This window comes from Pedobacter sp. PACM 27299, assembly GCF_001412655.1.
Classification (GTDB): Bacteria; Bacteroidota; Bacteroidia; order Sphingobacteriales; family Sphingobacteriaceae; genus Pedobacter.
This window is the reverse complement of sequence record NZ_CP012996.1, coordinates 408,840-432,470: the sequence shown is the minus strand read 5'-3', so window position 1 is coordinate 432,470 and position 23,631 is coordinate 408,840. Positions and strand designations below refer to the sequence as shown.

The following is a 23,631-nucleotide window of genomic DNA, read 5'->3' as shown; positions in this document are numbered from 1 at the left end:
CTTTATAATTGAAATATTCTATCCATCATCATCCATTTCTCTCCGGGTTTGGCGCCCGGTAAGGCCTGTTGATATTTCCACATGAGGGTTTCCCACTCCTGCACTTTTTCATTGCTGGCATCCATGGCTGCTTTTTGCTCAAAGCTAAAGTCATCGCTCACCTCCATGATCATAAACAGGCGGTTTCCTACCCTATAGATCTCCATATTCTGTATCCCGGACGAGGTGATGCTTTCTATGATTTCGGGCCATACCGCCTTATGCATTGCTTCATATTCTGCGATCAATTGATCGTCCGCTTTTAAATCCAGCGTTAAATAATACTTTTTACTCATAAAATTAATTTGAACTACCAGAGGTGATTGGCACCACTTTATGGCCTTTGATTCCAAATAGGAATACCACTATAAAACATATTAAGGGAACGATATAACCCAACTGAATGTTGTGAGTAAGGTCGGCAATATGCCCCATTCCTAAGGGAAGGATGGCACCGCCAACGATTGACATGATGATGAGGCTGCTGCCAAATTTGGTATCTTTACCCAGTTCTCTGATGCCCAGCGAAAAAATCGATGGAAACATAATTGACATAAAGAATGCGATTCCGATGACGACATAAATGGCAATCATACCGGTCACTGTCATGGCTGCTGCGGATAGCAGGATACAGATTGCTGCGTAAATCGACAGCAATTTTGGCGGGGCGATAAACTTCATGAGGAATGTTCCAAAGAACCTACCGATCATAAAAGCCATCCCTACACCAAATCCAGCATATTTTGCCGCCTCTTGTTCGTCAATTCCGGCTGCTTTAGTCGCATATAAGATGAAAAGACTGAACACACATACTTGTGCGCCTACGTAGAAAAATTGGGTGATTACTGCCCAGCTCAGGTGTTTATGTGCCAGTGCATGAATGATCCCTGTTTTTTCCCCTTTCTTTTGCGCTGTTTCTTTAATTTCAGGAAGTTTCAGGAAGACAAAAATGATGGCGATGACCAGGATAATACTACCCAAAATGAAGTATGGCATTTTCACGCTGGATGCTTCGGAAGCCAGGGCAATTTGTCTGGCCGACTCCGTCATCGCATTTAATTCTTCTTCTGTATTTCCTTTAGTCATGATAATTTTAGCACCGATAATCGGGGCTAAAGTGGCTGCCAGGCCATTAAATGATTGTGCAAAATTTAAACGAAAAGTAGAAGTTTCCTCAGGTCCTAATAAGGAAGCATAAGGATTTGCTGCTGTTTCCAGGATGGTTAATCCGCAGGCAATGATAAAAAGCGCGATCAAAAAGAAAAAGTAGGACTGTGTATTTGCTGCAGGAATAAACAAAAACGAACCAATGGCGAATAAGATCAGTCCCATAATGATCCCTGCTTTATATCCATATTTTTTCATCAGAAATCCTGCTGGTAAGGCCATCAGGAAATAGGCGATAAAAACTGCCGAATCTACCAATGAAGCTTGTAAAGTAGACAGGCTAAATGACTTCTTCAGGTGAGGGATTAAAATCGGATCAAGATTATGAACGAAGCCCCACATAAAAAAGAGGGACGTAATCATGATAAACGGAAACAGGTATTTATTCTTAGTCATCGGTTTAATTTATTTGGTTACCCAAAGGACGCGAATTCTCTTACATTTTATTTTATGATATTATCATATCATTAAATGATTTTGGCTAGTTTTCTGGTAAAACAAGGCTAACATTTGACAATCCAAGCGTACTATGCGGAGAATTTGGTTGATGGAGCTGCCAGCTGAAAGGATAATATTTTCCTTTTTCCAGAGAGATCGCAGGAAGTTCTTTTGAAAATAATTCCTGTGGCTGAGTTGTATCAATTCCAAGATCTATTTTCTTTTGATAACCATTGTAAATCTTCAGCAGCAACTGGTTTTTACCTTTCTTTAGCGGCAGTAAGATCAGGTCATTCCACTGGTTTTCTTTGAAAGGGTTGTTATGGATCGCCAATGTCTCTCCATTGAGCACGACCACCAGACCATCTGTGCTGGTCATACCGGCCAGGAAGGGCTGATCTTCTGTTGCTGTGATTTCCTGCAGCACATAAACAGCACTGCTGCGATCTGCTGCTAAGGTATATTTCTCGTTGTTTTTCCAATCGGCTTTCTTCGTCCAGGTTAATTTACCATTACCCCATGCCTGGTTTGGGTCTATATTTTTGACCTGTCCTGGAAAACCTTCAATCCCTGTCCACTGAGAATCAGATAGGTAAATTGGACCCCAATTGAGCGACCCCTGCTGTTTTATAGGTATGGCTTTACCATCAGTGAAAGTCAGGGAATTTACTTTTCCATTGATTTCAAGGTCTATCGTTTTCCCTTTTTCCTGTGCCGAATAATAGATTACAGGTTTATAGCCTGCGTTTTTCAAGGGCTGCAATGTCCAGGATTCTTTAACTGTGCTTTGGAATCTGGTATTGTAATCTATTCCTGAACTGCTGTAATGTTTAAACGCATTATGGGAATTTAAGTTGATTCCGTGTCCGTTTGTAGGAGCTGCTGCATTTACGTTTAAGCCATCCGCAGGAATTTTAATCACATTAGCCGGTGGTACACTGAAACCATTGGCAAACGTTATCTTGATGACTTTGAATTCTTTATCTGGGTTGATGCTAGCTGGGACATTGATTTTGAACTCTTGATTGTTCTGTATAAAACTGATCTTTTGATTCTTTTCGCCCAATACCCCTATACTTTTGATCTTGCCTTTAAGGCCTGGTAAAACGATCTGTCCATTTTCAGGATGACTCATTACATGTAAATAAAGCTGATTAGGCTTTGAGGTTAAGCTGCCCCATTTAAAGGAAACATGAAAAGGATCTGCATCCGTGCTATAAATGGCTTCTCCATTTTTGTCCAGCCATTTTCCGATATTGAGTAAAATGTCTTTTTCAAAACCGACTACTGATCCATCACCTTTTGGGCCGATATTCAACAGGAAGTTCCCTCCTCTGCTCACTACACGAATCAGACTGGTTAACTTTTCTTTGGTTTTAACGGCTTCGCTGCCTCTGTCCTGCCATGATCTGTAACCCCAGGTATCATCGAAGAAAGAAGCTGGCGACTGCCAAGGCACGCCAATCGCATAATCTGGTTCCTGGTTATCTCCCATCACATTAAAATCGCCCATATCGTTTCCAATACGGCTGCCAATCATACAATCAGGCTGTAATTTATGTACTAAATCTCTCAGTTCTTTACTTTCTGCTGCATTCTGAGAGCCCATATCGAACCACAATTCTGAGATTGGGCCGTAATTGCTCAGCAGTTCTGTGATTTGTTTTTTATTGTATTGAACGTGTTCGGGAGTAATGTAATCGGAGTTACTGCTGGAGATCGGCGATGCCTGTGGATAATGCCAGTCGATTAGGGAAAAGTACAACCCGAATCTTAAGCCGCCACGTTTACAGGCATCCGAAAGTTCTTTCAGAATATCTCTTTTAAAAGGCGTCGCATCCACCACATTGAAATCGGTAGTTGCCGTTTTAAACATGCAGAAACCATCGTGGTGTTTAGAAGTGATCACAATGGAGCGCATTCCTGCTTTTTTGGCTAGTGAAACGATAGTATCTGCATTCCAATCTTTAGGATTAAACCTTTTAGCAACACTAGCATAAGTATCACTATAAATGCCTGCATGCGCCTGAATCTGCTCGCTCAGGCCTTTGCTGATTTCTTTGCCTTCCCATACACCACCCAATACCGAGTAAATTCCATAATGAATAAATAGGCTATATTTCTGGTCTTGCCAGGCTTTTAACGCCTTAGGATCATGTTGTTGCTGCTGAGAAAAGCTAATGTTGCTGCATAAAAGGAGTAGAAGGAGCAAAATTCCTGATTTCTGTTTCGTTGTCATTGGAGTTTCTATTTTGTTCTAGAGGCGTGTCAAGGATTAAGGTAATAAAAAGCTATAAACTCAAAGAAAGCGGATTATACAGCGATATACATTGTTGAAATTGCCAAAAGATTAAATGATTTTGGCATCAGCATAATTGTTACTTTCTAAAGGGCTCCATCTTTAAAGATAAAACGGAGATTCTGCCCTTAAGACCTTGAAAACTGAATAGATGGTCAGTAGACTAAATAGCTGATAAAAAAGTTTTTCCATAAAAAAACCCGGCGAATTGCCAGGTTTTGGATATGATTTATGATTTGAGTACTACTTGATCATTTTCAACAAATACGCACCATAACCACTTTTCACCAATGGTATCGCGATTTTACGCAGTTGTTCTTTATCGATAAAGCCCATTCGGTAAGCGACCTCTTCGATACATCCGATTTTCAGTCCCTGACGTTCTTCGATCACCTGTACAAACTGTCCGGCCTGCATTAAGGAGGCAAAAGTTCCGGTATCTAACCAGGCTGTTCCTCTGCTCAATACGCCAACTTTCAGCTTATTCTGCTCCAAGTATACTTTGTTCACATCTGTGATTTCATACTCACCACGAGGGGAAGGTTTGATATTTTTAGCAATTTCCACTACGCTATTGTCGTAGAAATAAAGTCCAGGAACTGCATAATCAGATTTTGGTGCTACTGGTTTCTCTTCGATAGAGATGGCACGATTTTCGGTGTCAAATTCCACTACACCATAACGTTCCGGATCAGAAACGCGGTAAGCGAAAACGACACCACCTTCAGGATCTGAACTTGCCTGTAATAGGTTAGACATCCCATCACCATAGAAAATATTGTCGCCAAGTACCAAAGCCACCTTATCTGTACCGATAAAATCAGCACCGATCACAAAGGCTTGTGCCAGACCATTCGGATCTGCCTGTTCTGCATACGAGAACTCGCAGCCCAGCTCTTTTCCATCACCTAATAACTTTTTAAAGTTCGGCAAATCATGTGGCGTAGAGATGATCAGAATTTCTCTGATTCCTGCAAGCATTAAAGTTGACAATGGGTAATAGATCATCGGTTTATCATAAACCGGCATCATTTGCTTGCTCATTACTAGAGTCAGAGGGTGCAGTCTTGTCCCGCTTCCTCCTGCTAAAATTATTCCTTTCACTTCCGTAGGTTGGTTTTTGTAAGTATATGTTTTGAATTCTGGTTCAAATTATTTTGGCGGTCAGGCTTCGGAAATTCTGCTTCGCTTTATTGATTTGTGGCTACACTATTTTCCAGCTCTGCATACCATTCTGCGCCATACTTTCTAATCAGCGGCCCTTTCAGGAACTGGTATACCGGGACTTTCAACTCTCTTCCAAAGGAACAGGCATCATGGCAAATGTGCCATCTGTCGTAGTTTAACACTTCAAATTCCGGGTATTGCGTTACGCGGATAGGGTACAAATGGCAGGAGATTGGTTTTTGCCATTCTACCAGACCTTGTTCATAACCTTTTTCGATACCGCATTTGGTAATGCCATTTTCGAAAGTCACGTAGGCACATTCTTTATTTCCATCCACACAAGGCGTCGTCAGGTCGCCATCAGCATCTACTACTGAAGTTCCCTGTTCTTCGATGGCCTGAATCCCTTTTGCTTCCAGCAGGTGTTTAATTTTTGGATAAATATCCTTCAGGATCGCGGTTTCAGCTACATCTAAAGGGGCACCTGCATCACCTTCGACGCAGCAAATGCCTTTACACTTGTTTAAGTTACAGACGAAGCTTTCGCTGATCAGGTCCTCGTGAACGAGTGTATTTTGTACTTCTATCATTTTATTTATTTTACGATCGCCAGGGGATACTTCAATCCATCGGCTGATTTAATTTCCATTGTCACTGCACCCACCAGGATCTCCACCTGAGCCTTTACAGGCACCCTGTTTCCATCATCTGTGATCCACAGGTATAATCTGCTATCTTTTCTAAAGATCCTTCCGGGCTTAATAGAAGGGCTAAATTTCAAACACCTGATTTTACCCATTTTGGTTTTCACCACTTCGCGGCCTACAAACTCTATTTTCAGCTGGTTGATTTCATCCCCTAAAAAGTAATTCAGTTTGACTTCATCACCGGGATTCAATTTCGAAATGTCCAGACTTCTGGCAAAATAGTAGGTAGATACCAGGTCGAATGTCTGTTTATCAGGAGTTTTAAAAGTCCCTTTCGTGGCGACTACCTTTTGATCGGTCTGATAAAATCTTGCTTTATCTTCTCTGCGGTAGCTGCCTTCGCGGATGTTCTCCTGGTAGAAATAAGGTTTCAGGTTTACGCGGTCGATATAAGAATCATAATGGTCTCTTATTTTATAAAAAACATCGAATGTACCGGATGTTTCTCCGTCTACTGAAAGGCGATAAGTGGGTTTACCATCGAATTTAAGGTCAGTATCCAGCACTTTTAAGGTACCTTCTGCTGCGGTAATGAAACCATACCTCAATTTATATTTCAGCACTTCCCCCACCTGAAAAACAGGTTCTTTAACAAAAGGAAGTTCTTGAGCCATGCCCCTGAAACTTAATAATGCAATAGTAATGATCAATAATGATTTCTTCATATCAGGGTTTAAACAAAAAACACTCCAAATTTAATCCTTTCGCTTATATATTGGCACGGTAGAACAAGGTTCTCCGTACATAATGCTCTTTACCACAGGGCTGAGCAGGCTGGTAATCTCCACATAGGCAGAGATGGGCACATCGATATCTGCGCATCCTTTTACGACCACGCGTTCTCCAGCGAAGGCATTCAGGTCTATTTTAGCCAGTGCTTTGGTAAACAGCACCGATTCCAGGGTTTCGAGGCTTCCGAATACCACTTCATTGGCATAAGGTTTTAATTTATTGGCGAGCAGCATATAGGCCCATGTAGGTACGATGGCATCGGCACTACAGATGACTGCAATATTTTTTCCGGTATAACTGGCCCAGTCGTGGGTTTTAATAAACTCTCTAAAATCTTTCTCTCTCAGCATCAGCCCATGAAAAAGATTGTCTTTGATATCATAAACCACTCTTTCACCGGTATGGTAGTATTCTTCCAGATTGAAAGTGATCAATCCACTTGCAGCTACTTTATTAACGAAGTTTTCTTGAATGTCCATGCTTATAAAATAAAAAAACCGGAAGCAAAAATACTTCCGGTTACAAAATTACGTAAAATAAGATTAATAGAATTTCACTCTATTGTCTTTTATCTTGGCTTTATCCTGCAGGGCCTGGAAAGCTGAACCTAAAGAGCGTTGTGCAATTGCCTGCATCATGGCTTCTTTTTGTTTGTAGGTATTCGCTAAAGGCGCTGGATTGATGAAATTATCTACTGAGAACACATACACCCCACGCTCACCATCTACTGGCTGAGAAACTTTACCTGGCTGAGAACCGAATACGGAACCTACCAATTTATTTTCCTGAGCAGCACCTGGGATGATTGGGTTAGCAAACACAATATTTTGAACTGGGTTTACTGGCTGACCTAATTTCTTAGCTACCTGATCCAGGTTTCCTGCACCTTGTAGGGCTGCATTTGCTTTTTCAGTCAGCATTTTTGCTTTTACAGCATTACGAACCAATGGCTCGATATCTTTTTTAACCGCTTCCAATGGTAAAGTACCTTTTGGATTTACACCAGTTACGCGTGCAATTACGAAAGCATTGTCCATCTGGTAGATTTCTTTCAGGATATCACCTTTATCAGCAGCATAGGCATCGCGGATCAACTGACGAGGGTTATCTAAACCTGGAGCGAAACCTTGAGAAGCAGTCACTTTATCAGCTACACCTACAGTATAACCTTTTTTCTGTGCTAATTCAGAGAAGTTATTGTCTTTCACTTCAGCCAGGAAGCTGCTTGCTTTTTTGTAAGCTGCATCTTTAGTTTTATTACTTGGAGAAAGGTTTTTCTCGATATAAGCTAGTTTAGCAACTTTAGAGTTCCCGATTTGTTTTTCAACTTTGATCAAGTGTACACCGAACTGAGAAGTTACCACTTTAAGATCGCCTGGTTTACCATTGAAGGCAGCATTCTCAAATTCTGGAACCATTTGTCCGCGGCTGAAAGTACCAAGGTCACCACCTTTATCTTTCGAACCATCTACGCTATATTGTTTTGCCAATGCTGCGAAGTTTGCACCACCTTGAACCAATCCTTTTAACGAATCTGCTAATTTGATGGCTTTATCTACGCCACCTAATTTAGCTGGGTCGATTAAGATGTGGCTAGCTTTCACTGAATCCGGAGAGAAACGAGTATCTACAACTTTCACCAATTTGTAAGAGTTACCAGAGAATTTAGGACCGTAATAGCTACCTGCAGGAACGTTAAATACAACTGAATCAACAGCAGGATCTAATTTACCTTTCGACATATATACATAAGGAACTTTCACATCTGAGTTCAATGCAGCGAATAAAGAATCGTTTACAGCCGTTTTGAAGTCTGCCGCTAATTTCTCTACTTGTGTTCTTACTGCAACAGAATCATCTTTTGTTGGGTTAACGCTGAAAGTTACATACTCGAATGAACGGGTTTCTGCAGGGCTTTCAAAGCGAGCTTTGTTGGCATTGTAATAATCAGAGTAATCTGATTCTGTCAATTTTAACGTTGCATCAGCGATAGTTGCGTAATCAAGGGCTACATATTTGAAGTTAGCCAATTTATTACGGTTGATGTATTCATCATTTGCTTCCAGCGTGGTTACATATACTGAATTACGAACCAGGTTCGCATATTTTTGTTGTAAAGCTTGTTTTTCGATTTCCGCCTGCAACATATCCCATTGTTGTTTCAATTGAGGATTTTTTGCTTGCTGTTTTAATGAGGCGATCACTTCAGCGCGGTTTACCTGACCTGTTTGCGGGTTACCGAAGTACTGAACGATCAGTGGGCTTGGGTTTTTACCTTGCAATAAATCAAATAATTCATCACCAGAGATCGTTAAACCCAGGCGGTTGTATTCTTTACCTAAAAGAACCGTTGCAATTTCACCGTTCCAAACGTTGTCTACTGCCATTGCCTGCATCTGGGCATTGCCTGAGCCACCATATTGTTGTTTAAACTGCGCTAAACTCTGGTCTACTTTAGGACCAAAAGTATCAATGCTAATATCTTCACCGTCAATCGATCCTACAACCTTTTGAGATTCGGCCCAAAAAGGCTTACCTACGTTAACTGCATCACCAACTAAAAATGCAACAATTGCAAAACCGATGGCACCGATCAAAATGTACCCTGCGCGATTCCGCAAAAATGTCATTAATCCCATAATATTCTTATTTATAAATCCTTTTTAAGAGGGCGCAAGATACAACTTTTGGGAAAAAAAGAAAATATAAAATTGTTTTTGATTAAGTATTTAAAAATTAAGGAAATATGCGCTTTTAAAACCGCTGATTATTCGCCGAAATTTTTGTCTACATAAGTCTCTCCAAAGCCTTGTTCGAAGTTGAAAACGCTGAAATCCTGCTTTGCGCTGAAGTTTACGGCATTGATGACCGTACCATCGGGTTTCGTGATGACGCCTTGCGGCGAGTAAAACATCTTTTTATTTTGATCCCAGGTTAATTCTTCGGTATTGAAAGTCAGCTGTTCGTCGACAACGACCACATTTCGTTTAAAGATCACGAGTTTTTCGGTGTCTTTGGAGATGGCATAATCGGAAGTGATGGAGCCTTTGACCTTTAGGCTGTCATTCATGAAGTTTATTTTCACTCCTTTAGGCATCTCCTGATAGGTTGCGCCGCTTGCAGGGGTAATTTTATCCATGATGGGTGCCTTACCGATCCCTTTCACTTTGGAGGAATCACTATAAGTGATCTCCACGTCGATGGTACGATCGCGGTTGAGCACCAAGTCTTTTTTTGAAAGTGGGGCGGCTTTTTTCAAGTCGTCTTCCCCACAGGAACTCAAGCAAAGCTGGAATAAGCACAATATAGCCAAACCAGTGGGTATGCTTAAGGATTTCATACCTCGCTTAATAAAGCTTGTTTTTAATGAACCAGGTATCATTAAGCGTAAATGCAAGATGGAAATTGATGTAATTCTCTTTTACTAATCCATTCATCAGTGAACCTCTTTTTCCGATTTCCGTAGTAAAGTTCATTTTGTAAATCGAGTATCTGCTGGAAGCCAGTGGCAATCCTAAACCGAAAGTAATGGCTTGCTGTTTAATGTCCTGACCACCTCTCTGGATGTATGTTTTATCGTAAGTATAACCTACACGGTAATCTATACGGTCGAAATAGTTGTTGATTGAAGTGATATCAGGAGTGAACTGACCACCTGCTGAGAAACCCCAGCTATCTTGTAAACCTTGATTTACACCACCAATTGTTAATTTTTTCCAGCCACCCATTCTATAATCGGCACCGATCAACCATTTATTGTCTTTTTGAACAGTAAATCCAAAGTTATGTGTTAATGGAAGTTTTAGGCTTGATTTTCCGCCATCAATGAAGGAAGTGGTATCAGAAACACCGGTATCTTCACCTGTCGCTGTTCTGATGAACTGAGAAGCTACGTAAGTTTTGGTAGAGTTGATGTTAGAAGAAGCAGATCCGGAGTATCCCAGGGTAATTCTCTTTTTACCGCCTAATTTAATTTCATATTGAGCACCGTAAGAGAAACTTACACCGCCAACGCTATTTTTATCCTGAATTCTGGTATACAAGGCATTGACTCTTTGCAATTCGTAAGAGCTGCTATTTTCTACATCACCGAAGATGTATTCCACATTGGCACCAATCCTGAAATTGTCACCAATTGCCTGACCAATACCTAAATAAGCTTTCGAAAGACCGCCTTGTCCTGTAAATCTATTGATGGCATTAGTGGTATCCACTCTGCTTACCGTCTGATAATCATAACCAACTTGTGTATATGGCATTAAACCAAAGCTCAAGCCTGTTTTTCCTTGAATCAGCGGGAATGCGAAGGCGATGTGATTTAAAGAACCATTAAAATCTTTTTCAGAAAGGCTGCCTGTGCTCAATTTAGTAAAGGTACCGGATAGGCCCATATCAGCAGTAGTCATTGAAATTCCGGCATAAGAAGCTGGATTCTGCATATTGATATTGTTGTAACCATTCGGTTTATATACACCGGCAGAAATTCCACCCATCGCTCTTAACTGAGGAAGCACCAATTCTTTCACATTCCCAAGACCATATCTGGAATATGGAGATTGCGAGGTAACCTGTGCCTGGGCAGTGATGCCGGTAAACAACACCAAAACTGCTGCTATATAATTAATTTTTTTGTACATATTCGAAAGCAATGACTTCATTTAATCCTTTTATAACCAAATACGGATCGTGAATAATTTGAGGCGCAAAGATGCTGTTTTTTAATTGTTTCAGCAAAAATTCAGCATTACCTCCTGTTATCAGTACCGTAAGGTCTTTATTTTTATTAGTGTGTTGAGCGATAAAGCCCTCCACTTCGTTAATTACGCCTTGTAAAACCCCATTTTGAATGGCGGTGGTGGTATCAGTACCATCCGGCACTGTTCCTGCTTCCCGGTCCCATGCTACCAATGGCAAACGCCCGGTATAATGGTTTAATGCCTGGAAGCGCATGTCTATTCCTAAGCTGATGCTGCCTCCAAAATATTCACTTTGGGCATTCAGCAGGTCGTAGGTAATACAGGTACCTGCATCTATTATGAAACAATTTTTACCTTTAAAGTAATGGTTCGCGGCAATAATTTTTGCCCATCGATCCAATCCCAGTGTGGCTAATGTTTGATAATAATTCTTTATTCCGGTATTTACAGCGGTCGAAAAAGGGATGTAAACCGTATTATTTTTCAATAGGGTAATTACCTCTTCTAATTCTGGTCCGACACTGGAGATGGTACTGCAGGTAACATGGTATTTCTGGATTACACCCATTAACACCTTCGGATCAAGCTGTTTAAATGCCTGGCTATGAACAATCACTCTGTCATCCAAAACAGCAATTTTGCTGTTTGTATTACCGATATCTATAACAAGATTATACATCTCCAACCCTCATGGCACAAAGCTATTAATCTTTAGCAAGTTTCAAGGGACCAAATTGTTAAAAAAAGTTAAACAAACAAAAAGTACTGGATTGCTAAAACCAGAATCAGGAATAAGCTCTCATAAAACCAGCGCTTTTTGGCGTTAGAAAAATAATAGGCTAGTAATACCGACCCTGGAGGCACGCAGAGCAGGAAATGATAAAGTCTGAAATCCGGTTTCGTATAAAAGCTGAGGATGGCGACCACGAACATAATGAATAACATCTGGAAGGCTTTTCTCGTACTGATGAAGCTCCTGAAAAAGTTTTCCCGCAGCTGGATCATCGCCAGTACCATCATCACCAATACCGGCACCAGTACGAGGTAATCGTTGTAATTGATCTTGAAAACCGAAGGGAATTTATTACCCAATGGCAGCCAGATTTTGTAGAACATCGAGAGGCTGTCATTCCAATAATAGAAGACCCAGACGAAGAAAAATATCGTTAAAAAGCCAACCAAACCGGCAATCCACTCCTTACCGTTAAAGGAACGGTATAATAAGAGTGTAAACCAGATCATCACCAGCATCACAATAAAAGGGAAGTAAATCAGGGTACCGATTGCGATCAGCATGCCGATATCAAACATGATCATCAGGGCATTGGAGGACTTGCCTACTTTCAGCAATTTGTCCATGATCCAGATCAGTATAAAGTTACAGATTAGGGTTGGGCTCAGCACCAGAAAGGGCATGAACAGACCTGAAGCAGTCACATACATCAAGGCTGGCAAGAAATTCGGCTTGTTCAATAAGCCATGATTATTGACTACCCTATTGAATAAAATCGCCTGAACATAGATAATGATTGCGGCAAAAAATGCGTTTCCTATAGGCGAAAAGCTATTTTGAACGGGAATCTGAATAAAAAACTTGGTATAAGGTTCCAGGAATTCAAAATTCAGGTGTTCTGGCGGGTCTGCAAAAATCGCCATGCGCATAAAAAAAGTATATGCGAATAACAGGAGCAGGTTTATAGGGTTTAAATTTCTAAATTGATTGATCATGCCTGTATATTAAGGCAAAGTAAAGCAAATTATCTGGCAAAATCCTTCACTACTTTCTCAATTACCGCAGCGGTTTCATCAGGGAACTGGAACTGGTGTTCCTGAGGGTTCTGCACCCAGTCTTTGATGATCGGCAGCCAGTTCTTATTACTTGCCCAGATGACAGGGAGCCCGAATTTCTTCAATGCGAAGGCATTACACTGCTGTTCGTACTGAAATTTCATCGGGGCAACCAGCAGCTTTTTTCCCAGAAATAATGCTTCTGCAGGGCCTTCAAAGCCGCCACCGGTAAACAATCCTTCGCAGGAGGCCAGGCTTGTATTGAACAGCTCGTTATTGATTGGATACACTTCTACGTTGCCATCGATATAGCTGAATCTGGTGTGTTTAGAAAACACCTGCCATTTCACCTGGGGAATCTGTTTAAGAATAGGCACCAGGTATTTATCGTCGATTGCAGGCAGGTAAACCGTATAATGGCCAAGATTACTGACCTTCATATTTCGGATTTCGGAGCGGATGACCGGGGTATAAATAAAATCGTCGTATCGTTCAAAATGGAAACCTACATAATGCGTGGCTGGTGCATAATACTTCATTACCAGCTGCGCCCAGTCGATACTAATGGGTTTTGGTACTTTTCTGGATTGGAAAGAGGCCTGGTGACTTAAGCCTACGCTTTCCAATCCCTGCATGCGGCAAGCCCATGCCGTTACCGGCTCAAAATCATTCAGGATCAGGTTGTAATCTTTTAAGGGAATGGTCTTCATGTCTTTCACGAAACGTGGAAGGTTCATCGTTTTCCAGGTTTCATAGTGGTTCACGCCACCTTTTTTTCCAAAAACAAAACTGAATCCATGAAGCTGGTACTTGACTTTCTGCACCAATTGAACATCTGCCTGGGTACCGCTGATCAGTAAATCTACGTCTCCATATTGCTGCAATAGTGGAACGATTTCCCTTGCTCTGCTAATATGTCCATTTCCTGTACCCTGAATAGCGTATAGTATTTTCATCCGCACCGAATATCTACAATTTTTACGCTTTAGACAATTTCTAATTTAATCTTTTGAAGCAGCACATTGATATCCAGTTTGCTGTGAAGGTCTTCGCTATCGGACAATTCGCCCTCTTCGAGTTCTTCTTTTTCAAAGTCTTTTGGGTCATATTTGAAAATCTTCCATGCTTTATCCTGGTATTCCAGGGCGGTCAGGTTTTCCACCCAATCTCCACTGTTTAAGTACAATACTTCACCGGATTCATTGGCAATGGTTCTCATTTCAGGTTGGTGGATATGTCCGCAGACTACGTATTGATAGCCATTTTCGATGGCGAGATCTGCGGCTGTATTTTCAAAGCTATTGATGAATTTAACGGCATCTTTAAAGGCTGCTTTAATTTTTTTGGAAAAGCTCATTTTCTCTTTACCGAAAAGTCCGAGGAACCAATTGGCAAGGCTGTTGATGAGAATGAGGGAGTCGTAACCGACAGCGCCTAGTTTGGCAAGCCATTTGGAATGCTGCATGGTCACATCGAAAATATCGCCATGAAAGAACCATGCTTTTTTACCGTCCAGCTCTAGAACCAGCTTATTTTGGAGGTGGAAAGCACCCATGTGTATATCGGCAAACTTGCGCAGCAGCTCATCATGGTTGCCGGTCAGGTAATATACCGGAACGCCTTCTACCACAAATTTCATGAGCTTACGCAACACTTTCATGTGTGTTTCCGGCCAGTAGCGTTTACTAAATTGCCAGATGTCAATGATATCACCATTGAGAATAATCTGATTGGGTTTGATACTTTTCAGGTATTTTAAGAGTTCTTTGGCCTGGCAGCCATAGGTTCCAAGGTGAACGTCGGAGATGACTACGATATCCACTGCTCTTTTAGACATCATCTTCCTCCAGCCAGAGTTCGTAAGGGCTGAAAAAGAAAGCGAGCCCAACGACTAAACAAATGATCAATAACAATTCCTGCATCATGTTTAACAGTTTATGACACAAAAATGCAATACTAAGATAAACAGCAGGTTAAGAAATCGTTATTTATTGAGCAAGTTGTATTTCGTGTGATCCGGTTAGGCTTCTGAAAATGATAAAGCCACATAAGGCAGGGATAAAAAATCCTGTTATACGAGAAAGGCCTGAGGTTTTTCAACTTCAGGCCTTTCTATTATATTTCAAAAGCATTAAGCTGCTTTTTTCTTTTTATTTTCCGAGTAGAAGGCAAAACCTAAACCTGCAATCAGTAAGATTGAACCTACTAAGGAGATGTTTTCGCCCATGTAGTAAGAAACTGGCTCAAACTTAAATTCTACTTTATGATTTCCTGCTTCCAGCTGTGCTGCACGAAGTACGTAATCTGCTCTGAAATATGGTTTTTTAACCCCATCTACATACATATTCCATCCTTTATCGTAATAGATTTCGGAGAATACAGCGATTGCATCTCTTGGTGCGCTGTAAGAGTACACCAGGTGATCCGGGTGGTAGCTATCTAATTTAATGAATGCGGAAGGATCTGCACCCAGGCGTTTAGTATCGATTAAATGTTTGTATTGTACATCTACGATCGCTTCTTTCTTAGGATCGAAGCTACTGATTGCTTTCATTTCCTCATCGGCATCTTTGGCAAACTGCACATTCTGAACGATCCAGGCGTTACCTGCAGCTGTCGGATTGCGCTGCATTTTATAAGAACCATTTTTTGGATCCTGAGTGATGATATATTTCGTATTTAACATATCCAGCACGTCCTGATTCACGCTTTTAGAAAGCTGGCTGTCAATCAATTCCTGGTAACGTTTCAGTTTAGCGGCATGATAACCGCCGATAGTTTTATGGAATTGAGAAGCACTCGCATCAGAGAAGGTAGAGATCGACAGATCCAGTACCCTATAGTTAGGATCTTTATCCGACATGATAAACGTATCCACATCACGAGGCTGGAAATGATTGGTTAGATCACTTTTGCTGGCGAAATTGCTGTTGTTTAAATAACGACGATCTACTTGCCAAAGGTCTATTAAGGTCGCTAGACCAAGGATAATGATGGCAGTTTGTGCATTCAGTTTTTTATTGATGAATGCCCATACCAGCGCATAACCAATGGCGATGAACACTAAAGAACGTAAGGCATCTGCGCGTGCGATATCTGCACGGTCGCTGATTAAGGCATTGGTAATACTTTGTGCTACACCGCTGTTATTGTCCAGCATCTGCGTCAATGCCTGCAGCATTTGAGGATGCATAGATGAGGTGAAGCTAAAGAAAGCGGTAGGCATAATGGCCACCAATAAGCTAAGACCACCAGTAATTCCCGCAGCGATTGTTAATTTTTGAGTCAGTTTTTTTGGATCGTAGCTACTTTCCTGTGCTTCTTTGATCGCTAGAACCGCCAGTATTGGTACCATTAATCCAACTAGTGCCAGAATAGATTCTACTGCTCTGAACTTGTTGTACATTGGGAAATATTCAAAGAATAAGTCGGATACGAATGGTGCATTTTTACCGAAAGAAAGGAGCATAAATAGCACTGTAGTACCTACGATCCACCATTTCAATCTGCTTCTCACGATTAGAAGACCGAAAACGAATAGGAAACAGATGATGGCACCGAAGTAATAAGGGCCAGAAGTACCTGGTTTTTCACCCCAGTATTGCTGCAAACCGATTTGTCCGGCCAATTGCTGAATCGCCTGGGTAGGATCTCCACCGGTTACTGCTTGTAATGCTTTAAAGGTATGGCTTTCTGGTTTCACGATATGGTCGATGCTCGTTGCGCCACCATACAGGTTCGGAATCAGGAAGGTTAAGCTTTCGCCTACACCCTGGCTCCATCCGTATGCATACTCTTTTGACAAGCCATTTTTCTCTTCTGACTTATCGGTAGTGATGTTAGATTTTCCACGGTTAGACTCTAAACCATATTCATAAGTAGTCCAGAGTTTACCCGCATTTACCATTAAAGAGACTAGCAATGCCAGTCCTAAGAAAGTCATGGACTTTCCAAAAGCAGCCAATTTCTTTTCTTTTACCGCATGATAAACTTCGATACCGATGAAGATCAATAGCGCAATCATCAGGTAATAAGTCATCTGGATGTGGTTCGCTCTGATTTCCAGCGCCAGGAACAAAGCGGTTAAACTTCCTCCCAGCCAATATTTCCCTCTTAGGGTGAGGATAACGCCGGCAATAATCGGGGCAATAAAAGCGATGGCTAATGCCTTATTGCTGTGCCCTGCGGCGATAATAATAAAGTTATAGGAGGTAAAGGCGAATGCAATTGCGCCAACTGCGGCGAGCCATGGATTTACCCGAAGCACGCAAAACAGCAGGTATGCACCTACCAGGTACAGCAATACTGCATCTACAGGGTCAGGGAAAACTGCTTTAATTGTAGAGATCACATAAGTTCCTACGTTCATTGGGTGCTGCACCCAAATCTGATACGCAGGCATACCGCCAAACATTTGATTCGTCCAAAGAGGGCCTTTGCCGTCTTTAGCCTTGTAATCCATAATTTCTTTAGCAGTAGCTTTTGCCTGGATGACGTCACTTTGTGCAGGAGCTTTTCCTTGCATAACAGGACTGAAATAGACAAAACAGATGATCACAAAAAATCCAATGATGGCCAGGTGGATGCCATTCGCTTTTAACCAATTATTCATTAAGGTTTGTTTAAGATTTAAACTAACCCCAAAAATATAAAATTGATACAGATTAGGAAGGAAATTTATCGATTAGCCTAAAATAGTTTATTTCACTTCTTCGTAATCTACGAAATCTCCGAGTTTGTCTGTTTTACCACCTTTAGTTTGCGGTGGCATATAATCGATAGTAATTGCGCCCTCCGGCTTGCTGTCTTGCTGTCTGGCCTGGCCTTGAGCTTGTCTGGCTTGGTTTTCAGCCTGGCGCTGTACCTTGCTAAACATACTTTTCAATACCATAGGAAATACCAGGCGCAAAATTAAGCGCAGGAGATACAGTACTAAAAAGGTGACTACAATAAATTTTAAAAATGCCATTGTGTTAAATTAATGTTTACAAATATAGACGGAATTGGGATTTCATTATTACAAAATTCCGTAGATTATTGCTTTTTCATTACAATAGAGGCCTAATCTTCTATGATTTCCGCGACACGACCTACTTGTCCATCTTCCAAACGCACTTTTATTCCTCTGGAATGGAAGGCCGATGAAGTGAGCAGGTTGGCTACAATTCCTCTTGTTAATTTTCCTGTTCTCTGGTCCTTTTTAAGGATAATCTCTACTTCCAATCCTGGATATACGTCTTTTCTATTTTTTCCGTCCATTGTTATTTTAAATGATCAGCAGTTGCTGATTTACTAAATCTTTCTTCAAATACTTTTTCCATGGCAAACATCTCATCACGAAGCCTTGCAGCCATGAGGAAGTCCATTTCTTTGGCTGCTTTGGCCATATCTTTACGCGTTTTATCAATTGATTTCTGCATTTCAGCTTTGCTCATAAACTGAACAATCGGATCTGCGGCCATACTCACTTCATCTACTTCCACATACGCTTTTGCTCTTGTAGCATTTCCGGAGAAGTCCAGTACGGAGGTTTGCTCCAGGATTGCTTCCCTGCTTTTGCCGACAGTTTTTGGCGTGATGCCGTGTTCGAGGTTATAGGCAATTTGTCGGTCGCGGCGTCTGTTGGTTTCACTGATTGTTCTTTCCATAGAGTCAGTGATGCGATCTGCATACATGATTACCCTCCCTCTGTCGTTACGTGCCGCCCTGCCGATGGTTTGGATCAATGCACGATCAGAGCGTAAGAAACCTTCTTTATCCGCATCTAAGATCGCCACTAAAGATACTTCCGGTAAATCCAGTCCTTCTCTTAGTAAGTTGATCCCGATCAATACGTCAAATTCTCCCAGGCGAAGACCACGCAGGATCTCTACCCTTTCCAAAGTTTTCACTTCGGAGTGGATGTAACGGCATTTGATATTTAGGCGGTCCATATATTTGGTGAGTTCCTCTGCCATTCTTTTGGTCAGTGTGGTCACCAGCACCCTATCGCCCATTTTAATGGTTTTATCGATCTCGTCGAGCAGATCATCCACCTGGTTGACTGCTGGTTTCACCTGAATTAATGGGTCTAATAGTCCAGTAGGACGAATCACCTGTTCAATCACCACCCCTTCAGTTTTCTGCAATTCATAATCAGCGGGGGTTGCACTTACGTAGATCGTTTGAGGCGCAAGGTTTTCAAATTCATCAAAATTCAATGGCCTGTTGTCCAATGCGGAAGGCAGGCGAAAACCATATTCTACCAGCGACATCTTACGGGACCTATCGCCGCCGTACATCGCGCGAATTTGAGGGACCGTCACATGGCTCTCATCGATTACCATTAAGTAATCATCCGCGAAGTAATCCAGCAAACAGAAGGGTCTCATTCCTGGAGAACGTCCGTCAAAGAATCTCGAATAATTCTCAATTCCTGAACAGTAACCGAGTTCTTTCATCATTTCTATGTCGAATGTGACTCTTTCTTCCAGCCTTTTTGCTTCTAACAGGTGGCCATCATTGATCAGCTGTGTCTTACGGACTTCCAGTTCTTCCTGAATTCCCCAGATGGAGGAGGTAAAACGGTCTTTTGGCGTCACGAAAAGATTGGCGGGATAAACGGCCATATCTTCCATCTTATCCAATGTTTTTCCGGTTACCGGATCAATCAGGCTCAATTCTTCAATGTCATCACCGAAAAAGGAAACGCGGTAGGCTTCATCGAGGTAAGCAGGAAAAATATCTACAGTATCACCTTTGACACGGAAGGTACCTCTTTTAAATTCGGTGGTTGTTCTGGCATATAAAATTTCCACCAGGCTGTGTAAGAAGCTATTTCTGGAAATTCTGGTGCCCACAGAGAATCGGAATACCGATCTGGAGAAATCTTCTGGATTTCCCATACCATAAATGCAGGAAATGGAGGAAACTACGATCACGTCTCTACGTCCGGACATTAAAGCGGAGGTGGTCCGTAATCTAAGTTTTTCTATTTCTTCATTGATGCTCAGGTCTTTTTCTATATAGGTATTTGTGCTGGGCATAAATGCCTCAGGCTGGTAATAATCGTAATAGGAAACAAAATAATTGACCGCATTTTCCGGAAAGAACTGTTTAAATTCTCCGTAAAGCTGTGCGGCCAATGTTTTATTATGACTTAAAATCAACGTTGGCTTTTGAGTTTGCTCGATCACATTGGCAATCGTAAAGGTTTTACCCGATCCTGTTACGCCCAAAAGTGTCTGGTAATTTTCTTCGTTATTCACTCCATCTACCAATTGCCTAATGGCATTGGGTTGGTCTCCTGTTGGCTTATAGTCTGATACGAGCTGAAACTTCATGTGCAGATTTCCTTATTTATCTTGATGTTGAGTTCGAAAGATGTAAAGATAAGGAATTATTTGCTTGGATAAGGGAAGCGATCGCTATTCCTGTGGAGATTTGCCCTTGCTCTGACAGCTTGAATCATCTGTCAAGCTTTGATTTTAAGACATTAATTCACAGCAACATACCTCATGTAAAAACACAACTGCGCGTCAAACAATTTGGAATTTAAAATGTATAAGTAATGTTAAAAGGTATTTGCCTGCTGCGGATTCCTGATGACCAGAATCCAGGTGATAAATTATATTTAAAATTACACCCTATGAAGCTTCAGGTTTATGCCCCATTGGTTAGCCCCCGGATCAAATACATTTTCAATTTCATGTTTAGCGGGATTTTAGGACTGGAGCTGGAATATCCGAAAAGTTTAGCGGAATTTTCCCAGGCGGAAGGCCCTAAAATTTCTTATGGGAAGCATCCCATTCCAAACAGCTTATTTTTTAAGAGCGCAGGTCTATTGACCGACCGCTCCATCAGGCGCCAAAAAATTAACACCACTGTATTTGGAGAAAACCAGGTTCCATTTGCCGTAGAAGGTAGCACTTTACCTTTTGACCCTTTTTCTGCTGCCTTTTATTTTCTGAGCAGATATGAAGAATACCTGCCCTTTGACGACCGGAAAGACCAGGGTTATCGGGCGCGTTTAAGTCTGCAGTATAAATTGGGACTTTTAGAAATCCCGGTAATTGATGAATGGGCGATCATTTTAAAAAACATCTTACATCAGCACTTTCCATCACTAAAATTCCCAAGAAGGAATTTTAGCTTTAAGGTTGCTTATTCGCTGAACCCGGAACATCAATCGCTGGTCAGGCCACTGAAAAAGGCTTTTAGCTTCATTAATCATAAGATAAAGGAGCAGTTTGGTGGAAAAATAAAAGAAGAACAGCTGACTAAAATCCGTCAGTTGATTAAAAAGATGGAGAAAGATGGCCATGCTGCTCCGCCAGAATTCCTATTGCCAAATACACAGCGGCGTATCAACTGGCAGGAGAAACTGAACCTACCGAAGAGTTATATCCAACTTTCCGCCAAAAATGTAGCCCAGGATTACAGCATGTATTATTCCGATACACCAGGTTTTAGAGCAGGCACCTGCAGCCCCTTTTTCTGGTATGACTTACAAATGGAGAAACAGTCTCAATTGAAAATATTTCCTTTTGCTGTAAGTTTCGCCGGAATTGCCGGTGGAAAGAAAACTAATAAAGACCCTATGCTGTTACTAAATGAACTGATGGACCATGTGAAATTTGTAGATGGCAGTTTTTACAGCCTTTGGCAGCACAAAGTAATCGCCCTTGCGTAATTGATAGTTGCTGATCGCTATTGATAGTTTTTAATTTTCATTGTATCTTTTCATGCGGAGCCGTTCAACTTTTGCTCCTCATTTTCAGTTCTTTTTCATGTTCCTACTTGTTTATTCTCCTAATTTTAATTCCCAGCCCGATGATTTTTAACCTAGACAAAATCGACTCCATTGCTAACGTTTTCCTTGCCGAACTTCGTGATGAAAACATTCAGAAAGACACCATGCGTTTCCGTAAAAATATGGAGCGGATGGGTGAGTTTTTCGCTTATGAAATCAGCAAGACACTGGAGTATGAGCGAAAGGAAACACAAACACCGCTAGGGATGGCAAAAACTGCCTGCCTGGTGGAACAGCCTGTATTGGCAACCATTTTAAGGGCCGGAATCCCCTTGCATCAAGGCTTATTGAATGTTTTTGATCAGGCAGAATCAGCTTTTATCACTGCTTACCGGAAAGTTCATAAAAATGGTAATTTTATAGTGGAGGTAGAGAATATCTATTCGCCGGATTTGAACGATAAAGTGGTGATTATAGCAGACCCAATGCTGGCGACAGGTCTGAGTATGGTGCTTTGCTGTAAAGAATTGTTGAACCGATACCGCATTAAAGAACTGCATATTGTATGCGCCATCGCCAGTACAGAAGGCATCAACCACCTGAGGGCCAATCTACCTAAGGCAAAATTATGGTTTGGTGCTATTGATGAAGAAATGACCAGTAAGTCTTATATTGTACCTGGATTAGGCGACGCAGGAGATCTTGCTTACGGCGTAAAACAGTAATCAGCCATGTCCAGCGCACCATGACCAGCTTCAAAAGACCCCTAATTAAGCTAAAGCTCTCTTTATTTGATAAAATAATTGAAGGAATAGGCTTTTTTCTGCTGATGAGTCTATGGTTATGTGTGTATTTTCAATATGCGGGATTGCCGGAATACCTCCCTGTTCACTTTAATTTTTCAGGAGCGCCGAATAGTTTTGGCCACCGATCAGACATATATAGTCTGCCGATGGTGGCCACTGCTCTTTATATTTTACTGACGATAGTCAACAATTTTCCTCATTATTTCAATTATTTAACTTCTGTTACCCCAGAAAACGCACATCGGCAATATACCATAGCGACAAAATTACTTAGATACTTAAAAGTTCTGGTTGTTGTTATCTTTGCAATGCTCATCAGCATTACTATACATTATTGATGATCAGTATAACGGAACAGTAGCATGATTAAACATATTTTCTTCGATTTAGACCATACGATTTGGGATTTTGATAAAAATGCCGAGGAAACATTGATGGAATTGTACCATCACTATGAACTTGCGGCATTAGGACTGGCATCCCCGGAAGCCTTCATTGCAACTTACACTGAGAACAACCATTTATTATGGGCAGAATATCATTTAGGAAAGATCACCAAAGAAACCCTGAGATCTGAACGTTTCAGCAAAACTTTTACACAGCTGGGCGTCTCACCAGAACTAATTCCTTTGCAGTTTGAAGAAGACTATGTACGTTTAACCCCTATTAGAACCAACTTATTTGAAGGTTCGAAAAAGGTATTGACCTATCTGAAGGAGAAGTACACACTACATATCATTTCTAACGGGTTTAAAGAGAGTACCCTGACGAAAATGGACAAATCCGGTTTAAATCCATATTTTTCAAATGTGATCATTTCTGAGGATGTGGGGGTGAATAAACCCGACAAAGCCATATTTGAATATGCATTGGCAAAGGCGAAAGCGACAAAACCGGAAAGCATCATGATTGGCGACAGTCTGGAGGCGGATATTCGCGGAGCACAGGATTTCGGAATTCAGGCGATCTTTTTTAATCCATTACGCAAGGAAAAGCCGCAGGACGTAGCCTGGCAGATTAATCACCTGGAAGAATTGTTAAATCATTTTTAATTGCTTAT

Annotated in this window: 22 protein-coding genes; 4 read left to right on the top strand and 18 right to left on the bottom strand. The window is 41.3% G+C overall.

Annotated features, from left to right (window positions below; all coding sequences use genetic code 11):
• Positions 1-2: 2 nt before the first annotated feature.
• From AQ505_RS01825 to uvrB, 18 genes are all read right to left on the bottom strand, one after another.
• Entirely contained in the window at positions 3-335 is a 333-nt protein-coding gene (locus AQ505_RS01825; protein ID WP_062546608.1) for an L-rhamnose mutarotase, read from the bottom strand.
• Between the two features lie 4 nt (positions 336-339).
• On the bottom strand, positions 340-1,602 hold the full coding sequence (gene fucP / locus AQ505_RS01820; RefSeq protein ID WP_062546607.1) for an L-fucose:H+ symporter permease: 1,263 nt from the start codon (positions 1,600-1,602) through the stop codon (positions 340-342).
• 85 nt (positions 1,603-1,687) lie between these two features.
• Positions 1,688-3,883 carry an alpha-L-fucosidase gene (locus AQ505_RS01815; protein WP_062546606.1) on the bottom strand — a complete coding sequence of 732 codons (2,196 nt, stop codon included), beginning with the start codon at positions 3,881-3,883 and terminating at the stop codon, positions 1,688-1,690.
• A 303-nt stretch (positions 3,884-4,186) separates the two neighbouring features.
• Positions 4,187-5,047 (bottom strand): glucose-1-phosphate thymidylyltransferase RfbA, encoded by an 861-nt coding sequence (gene rfbA / locus AQ505_RS01810; protein ID WP_062546605.1) that lies wholly within the window; start codon positions 5,045-5,047, stop codon positions 4,187-4,189.
• An 86-nt stretch (positions 5,048-5,133) separates the two neighbouring features.
• Positions 5,134-5,700 (bottom strand): DUF3109 family protein, encoded by a 567-nt coding sequence (locus AQ505_RS01805; protein WP_062546604.1) that lies wholly within the window; start codon positions 5,698-5,700, stop codon positions 5,134-5,136.
• 5 nt (positions 5,701-5,705) lie between these two features.
• The gene (locus tag AQ505_RS01800) at positions 5,706-6,482 is read right to left on the bottom strand and encodes a DUF3108 domain-containing protein (RefSeq protein WP_062546603.1); all 777 of its coding nucleotides are present in this window, start codon (positions 6,480-6,482) and stop codon (positions 5,706-5,708) included.
• 30 nt (positions 6,483-6,512) lie between these two features.
• Positions 6,513-7,028: a DUF2480 family protein gene (locus AQ505_RS01795; protein ID WP_062546602.1), complete on the bottom strand. Its 516-nt coding sequence runs from the start codon at positions 7,026-7,028 to the stop codon at positions 6,513-6,515.
• A 63-nt stretch (positions 7,029-7,091) separates the two neighbouring features.
• Positions 7,092-9,188 carry a peptidylprolyl isomerase gene (locus AQ505_RS01790; protein WP_062546601.1) on the bottom strand — a complete coding sequence of 699 codons (2,097 nt, stop codon included), beginning with the start codon at positions 9,186-9,188 and terminating at the stop codon, positions 7,092-7,094.
• A 128-nt stretch (positions 9,189-9,316) separates the two neighbouring features.
• On the bottom strand, positions 9,317-9,889 hold the full coding sequence (gene lptC, locus AQ505_RS01785; RefSeq protein WP_062550848.1) for an LPS export ABC transporter periplasmic protein LptC: 573 nt from the start codon (positions 9,887-9,889) through the stop codon (positions 9,317-9,319).
• Between the two features lie 7 nt (positions 9,890-9,896).
• Positions 9,897-11,207: a hypothetical protein gene (locus AQ505_RS01780; RefSeq protein WP_231635007.1), complete on the bottom strand. Its 1,311-nt coding sequence runs from the start codon at positions 11,205-11,207 to the stop codon at positions 9,897-9,899.
• Positions 11,170-11,925 (bottom strand): type III pantothenate kinase, encoded by a 756-nt coding sequence (locus tag AQ505_RS01775; protein WP_062546599.1) that lies wholly within the window; start codon positions 11,923-11,925, stop codon positions 11,170-11,172. Before AQ505_RS01775 ends, AQ505_RS01780 begins: the two co-directional genes overlap by 38 nt.
• Positions 11,926-11,993: 68 nt before the next feature.
• Positions 11,994-12,974: a DUF6427 family protein gene (locus AQ505_RS01770; RefSeq protein ID WP_062546598.1), complete on the bottom strand. Its 981-nt coding sequence runs from the start codon at positions 12,972-12,974 to the stop codon at positions 11,994-11,996.
• A 29-nt stretch (positions 12,975-13,003) separates the two neighbouring features.
• On the bottom strand, positions 13,004-13,990 hold the full coding sequence (locus tag AQ505_RS01765; RefSeq protein ID WP_062546597.1) for a glycosyltransferase family protein: 987 nt from the start codon (positions 13,988-13,990) through the stop codon (positions 13,004-13,006).
• 29 nt (positions 13,991-14,019) lie between these two features.
• Positions 14,020-14,871: a UDP-2,3-diacylglucosamine diphosphatase gene (locus AQ505_RS01760; RefSeq protein ID WP_062546596.1), complete on the bottom strand. Its 852-nt coding sequence runs from the start codon at positions 14,869-14,871 to the stop codon at positions 14,020-14,022.
• A 294-nt stretch (positions 14,872-15,165) separates the two neighbouring features.
• A complete protein-coding gene (locus AQ505_RS01755) occupies positions 15,166-17,646 on the bottom strand; it encodes a YfhO family protein (protein ID WP_062546595.1) in 2,481 nt (826 codons plus the stop codon).
• 87 nt (positions 17,647-17,733) lie between these two features.
• Positions 17,734-18,003, bottom strand: a complete 270-nt coding sequence (locus AQ505_RS01750) for a DUF4834 family protein (RefSeq protein WP_062546594.1) — start codon at positions 18,001-18,003, stop codon at positions 17,734-17,736.
• 92 nt (positions 18,004-18,095) lie between these two features.
• On the bottom strand, positions 18,096-18,293 hold the full coding sequence (locus AQ505_RS01745) for a YwbE family protein (protein WP_062546593.1): 198 nt from the start codon (positions 18,291-18,293) through the stop codon (positions 18,096-18,098).
• 2 nt (positions 18,294-18,295) lie between these two features.
• The gene (uvrB, locus tag AQ505_RS01740; RefSeq protein ID WP_062546592.1) at positions 18,296-20,356 is read right to left on the bottom strand and encodes an excinuclease ABC subunit UvrB; all 2,061 of its coding nucleotides are present in this window, start codon (positions 20,354-20,356) and stop codon (positions 18,296-18,298) included.
• 227 nt (positions 20,357-20,583) lie between these two features.
• Here uvrB and AQ505_RS01735 point away from each other — a divergent pair, with 227 nt between their 5' ends.
• From AQ505_RS01735 to AQ505_RS01720, 4 genes are all read left to right on the top strand, one after another.
• Positions 20,584-21,705: a DUF7033 domain-containing protein gene (locus AQ505_RS01735; protein WP_062546591.1), complete on the top strand. Its 1,122-nt coding sequence runs from the start codon at positions 20,584-20,586 to the stop codon at positions 21,703-21,705.
• A gap of 140 nt (positions 21,706-21,845) precedes the next feature.
• Entirely contained in the window at positions 21,846-22,490 is a 645-nt protein-coding gene (gene upp / locus AQ505_RS01730) for a uracil phosphoribosyltransferase (RefSeq protein WP_062546590.1), read from the top strand.
• A gap of 20 nt (positions 22,491-22,510) precedes the next feature.
• Entirely contained in the window at positions 22,511-22,909 is a 399-nt protein-coding gene (locus AQ505_RS27305) for a DUF1648 domain-containing protein (RefSeq protein ID WP_062546589.1), read from the top strand.
• A gap of 24 nt (positions 22,910-22,933) precedes the next feature.
• Positions 22,934-23,623 carry a YjjG family noncanonical pyrimidine nucleotidase gene (locus tag AQ505_RS01720; protein WP_062546588.1) on the top strand — a complete coding sequence of 230 codons (690 nt, stop codon included), beginning with the start codon at positions 22,934-22,936 and terminating at the stop codon, positions 23,621-23,623.
• The last annotated feature ends 8 nt before the right edge of the window (positions 23,624-23,631 follow it).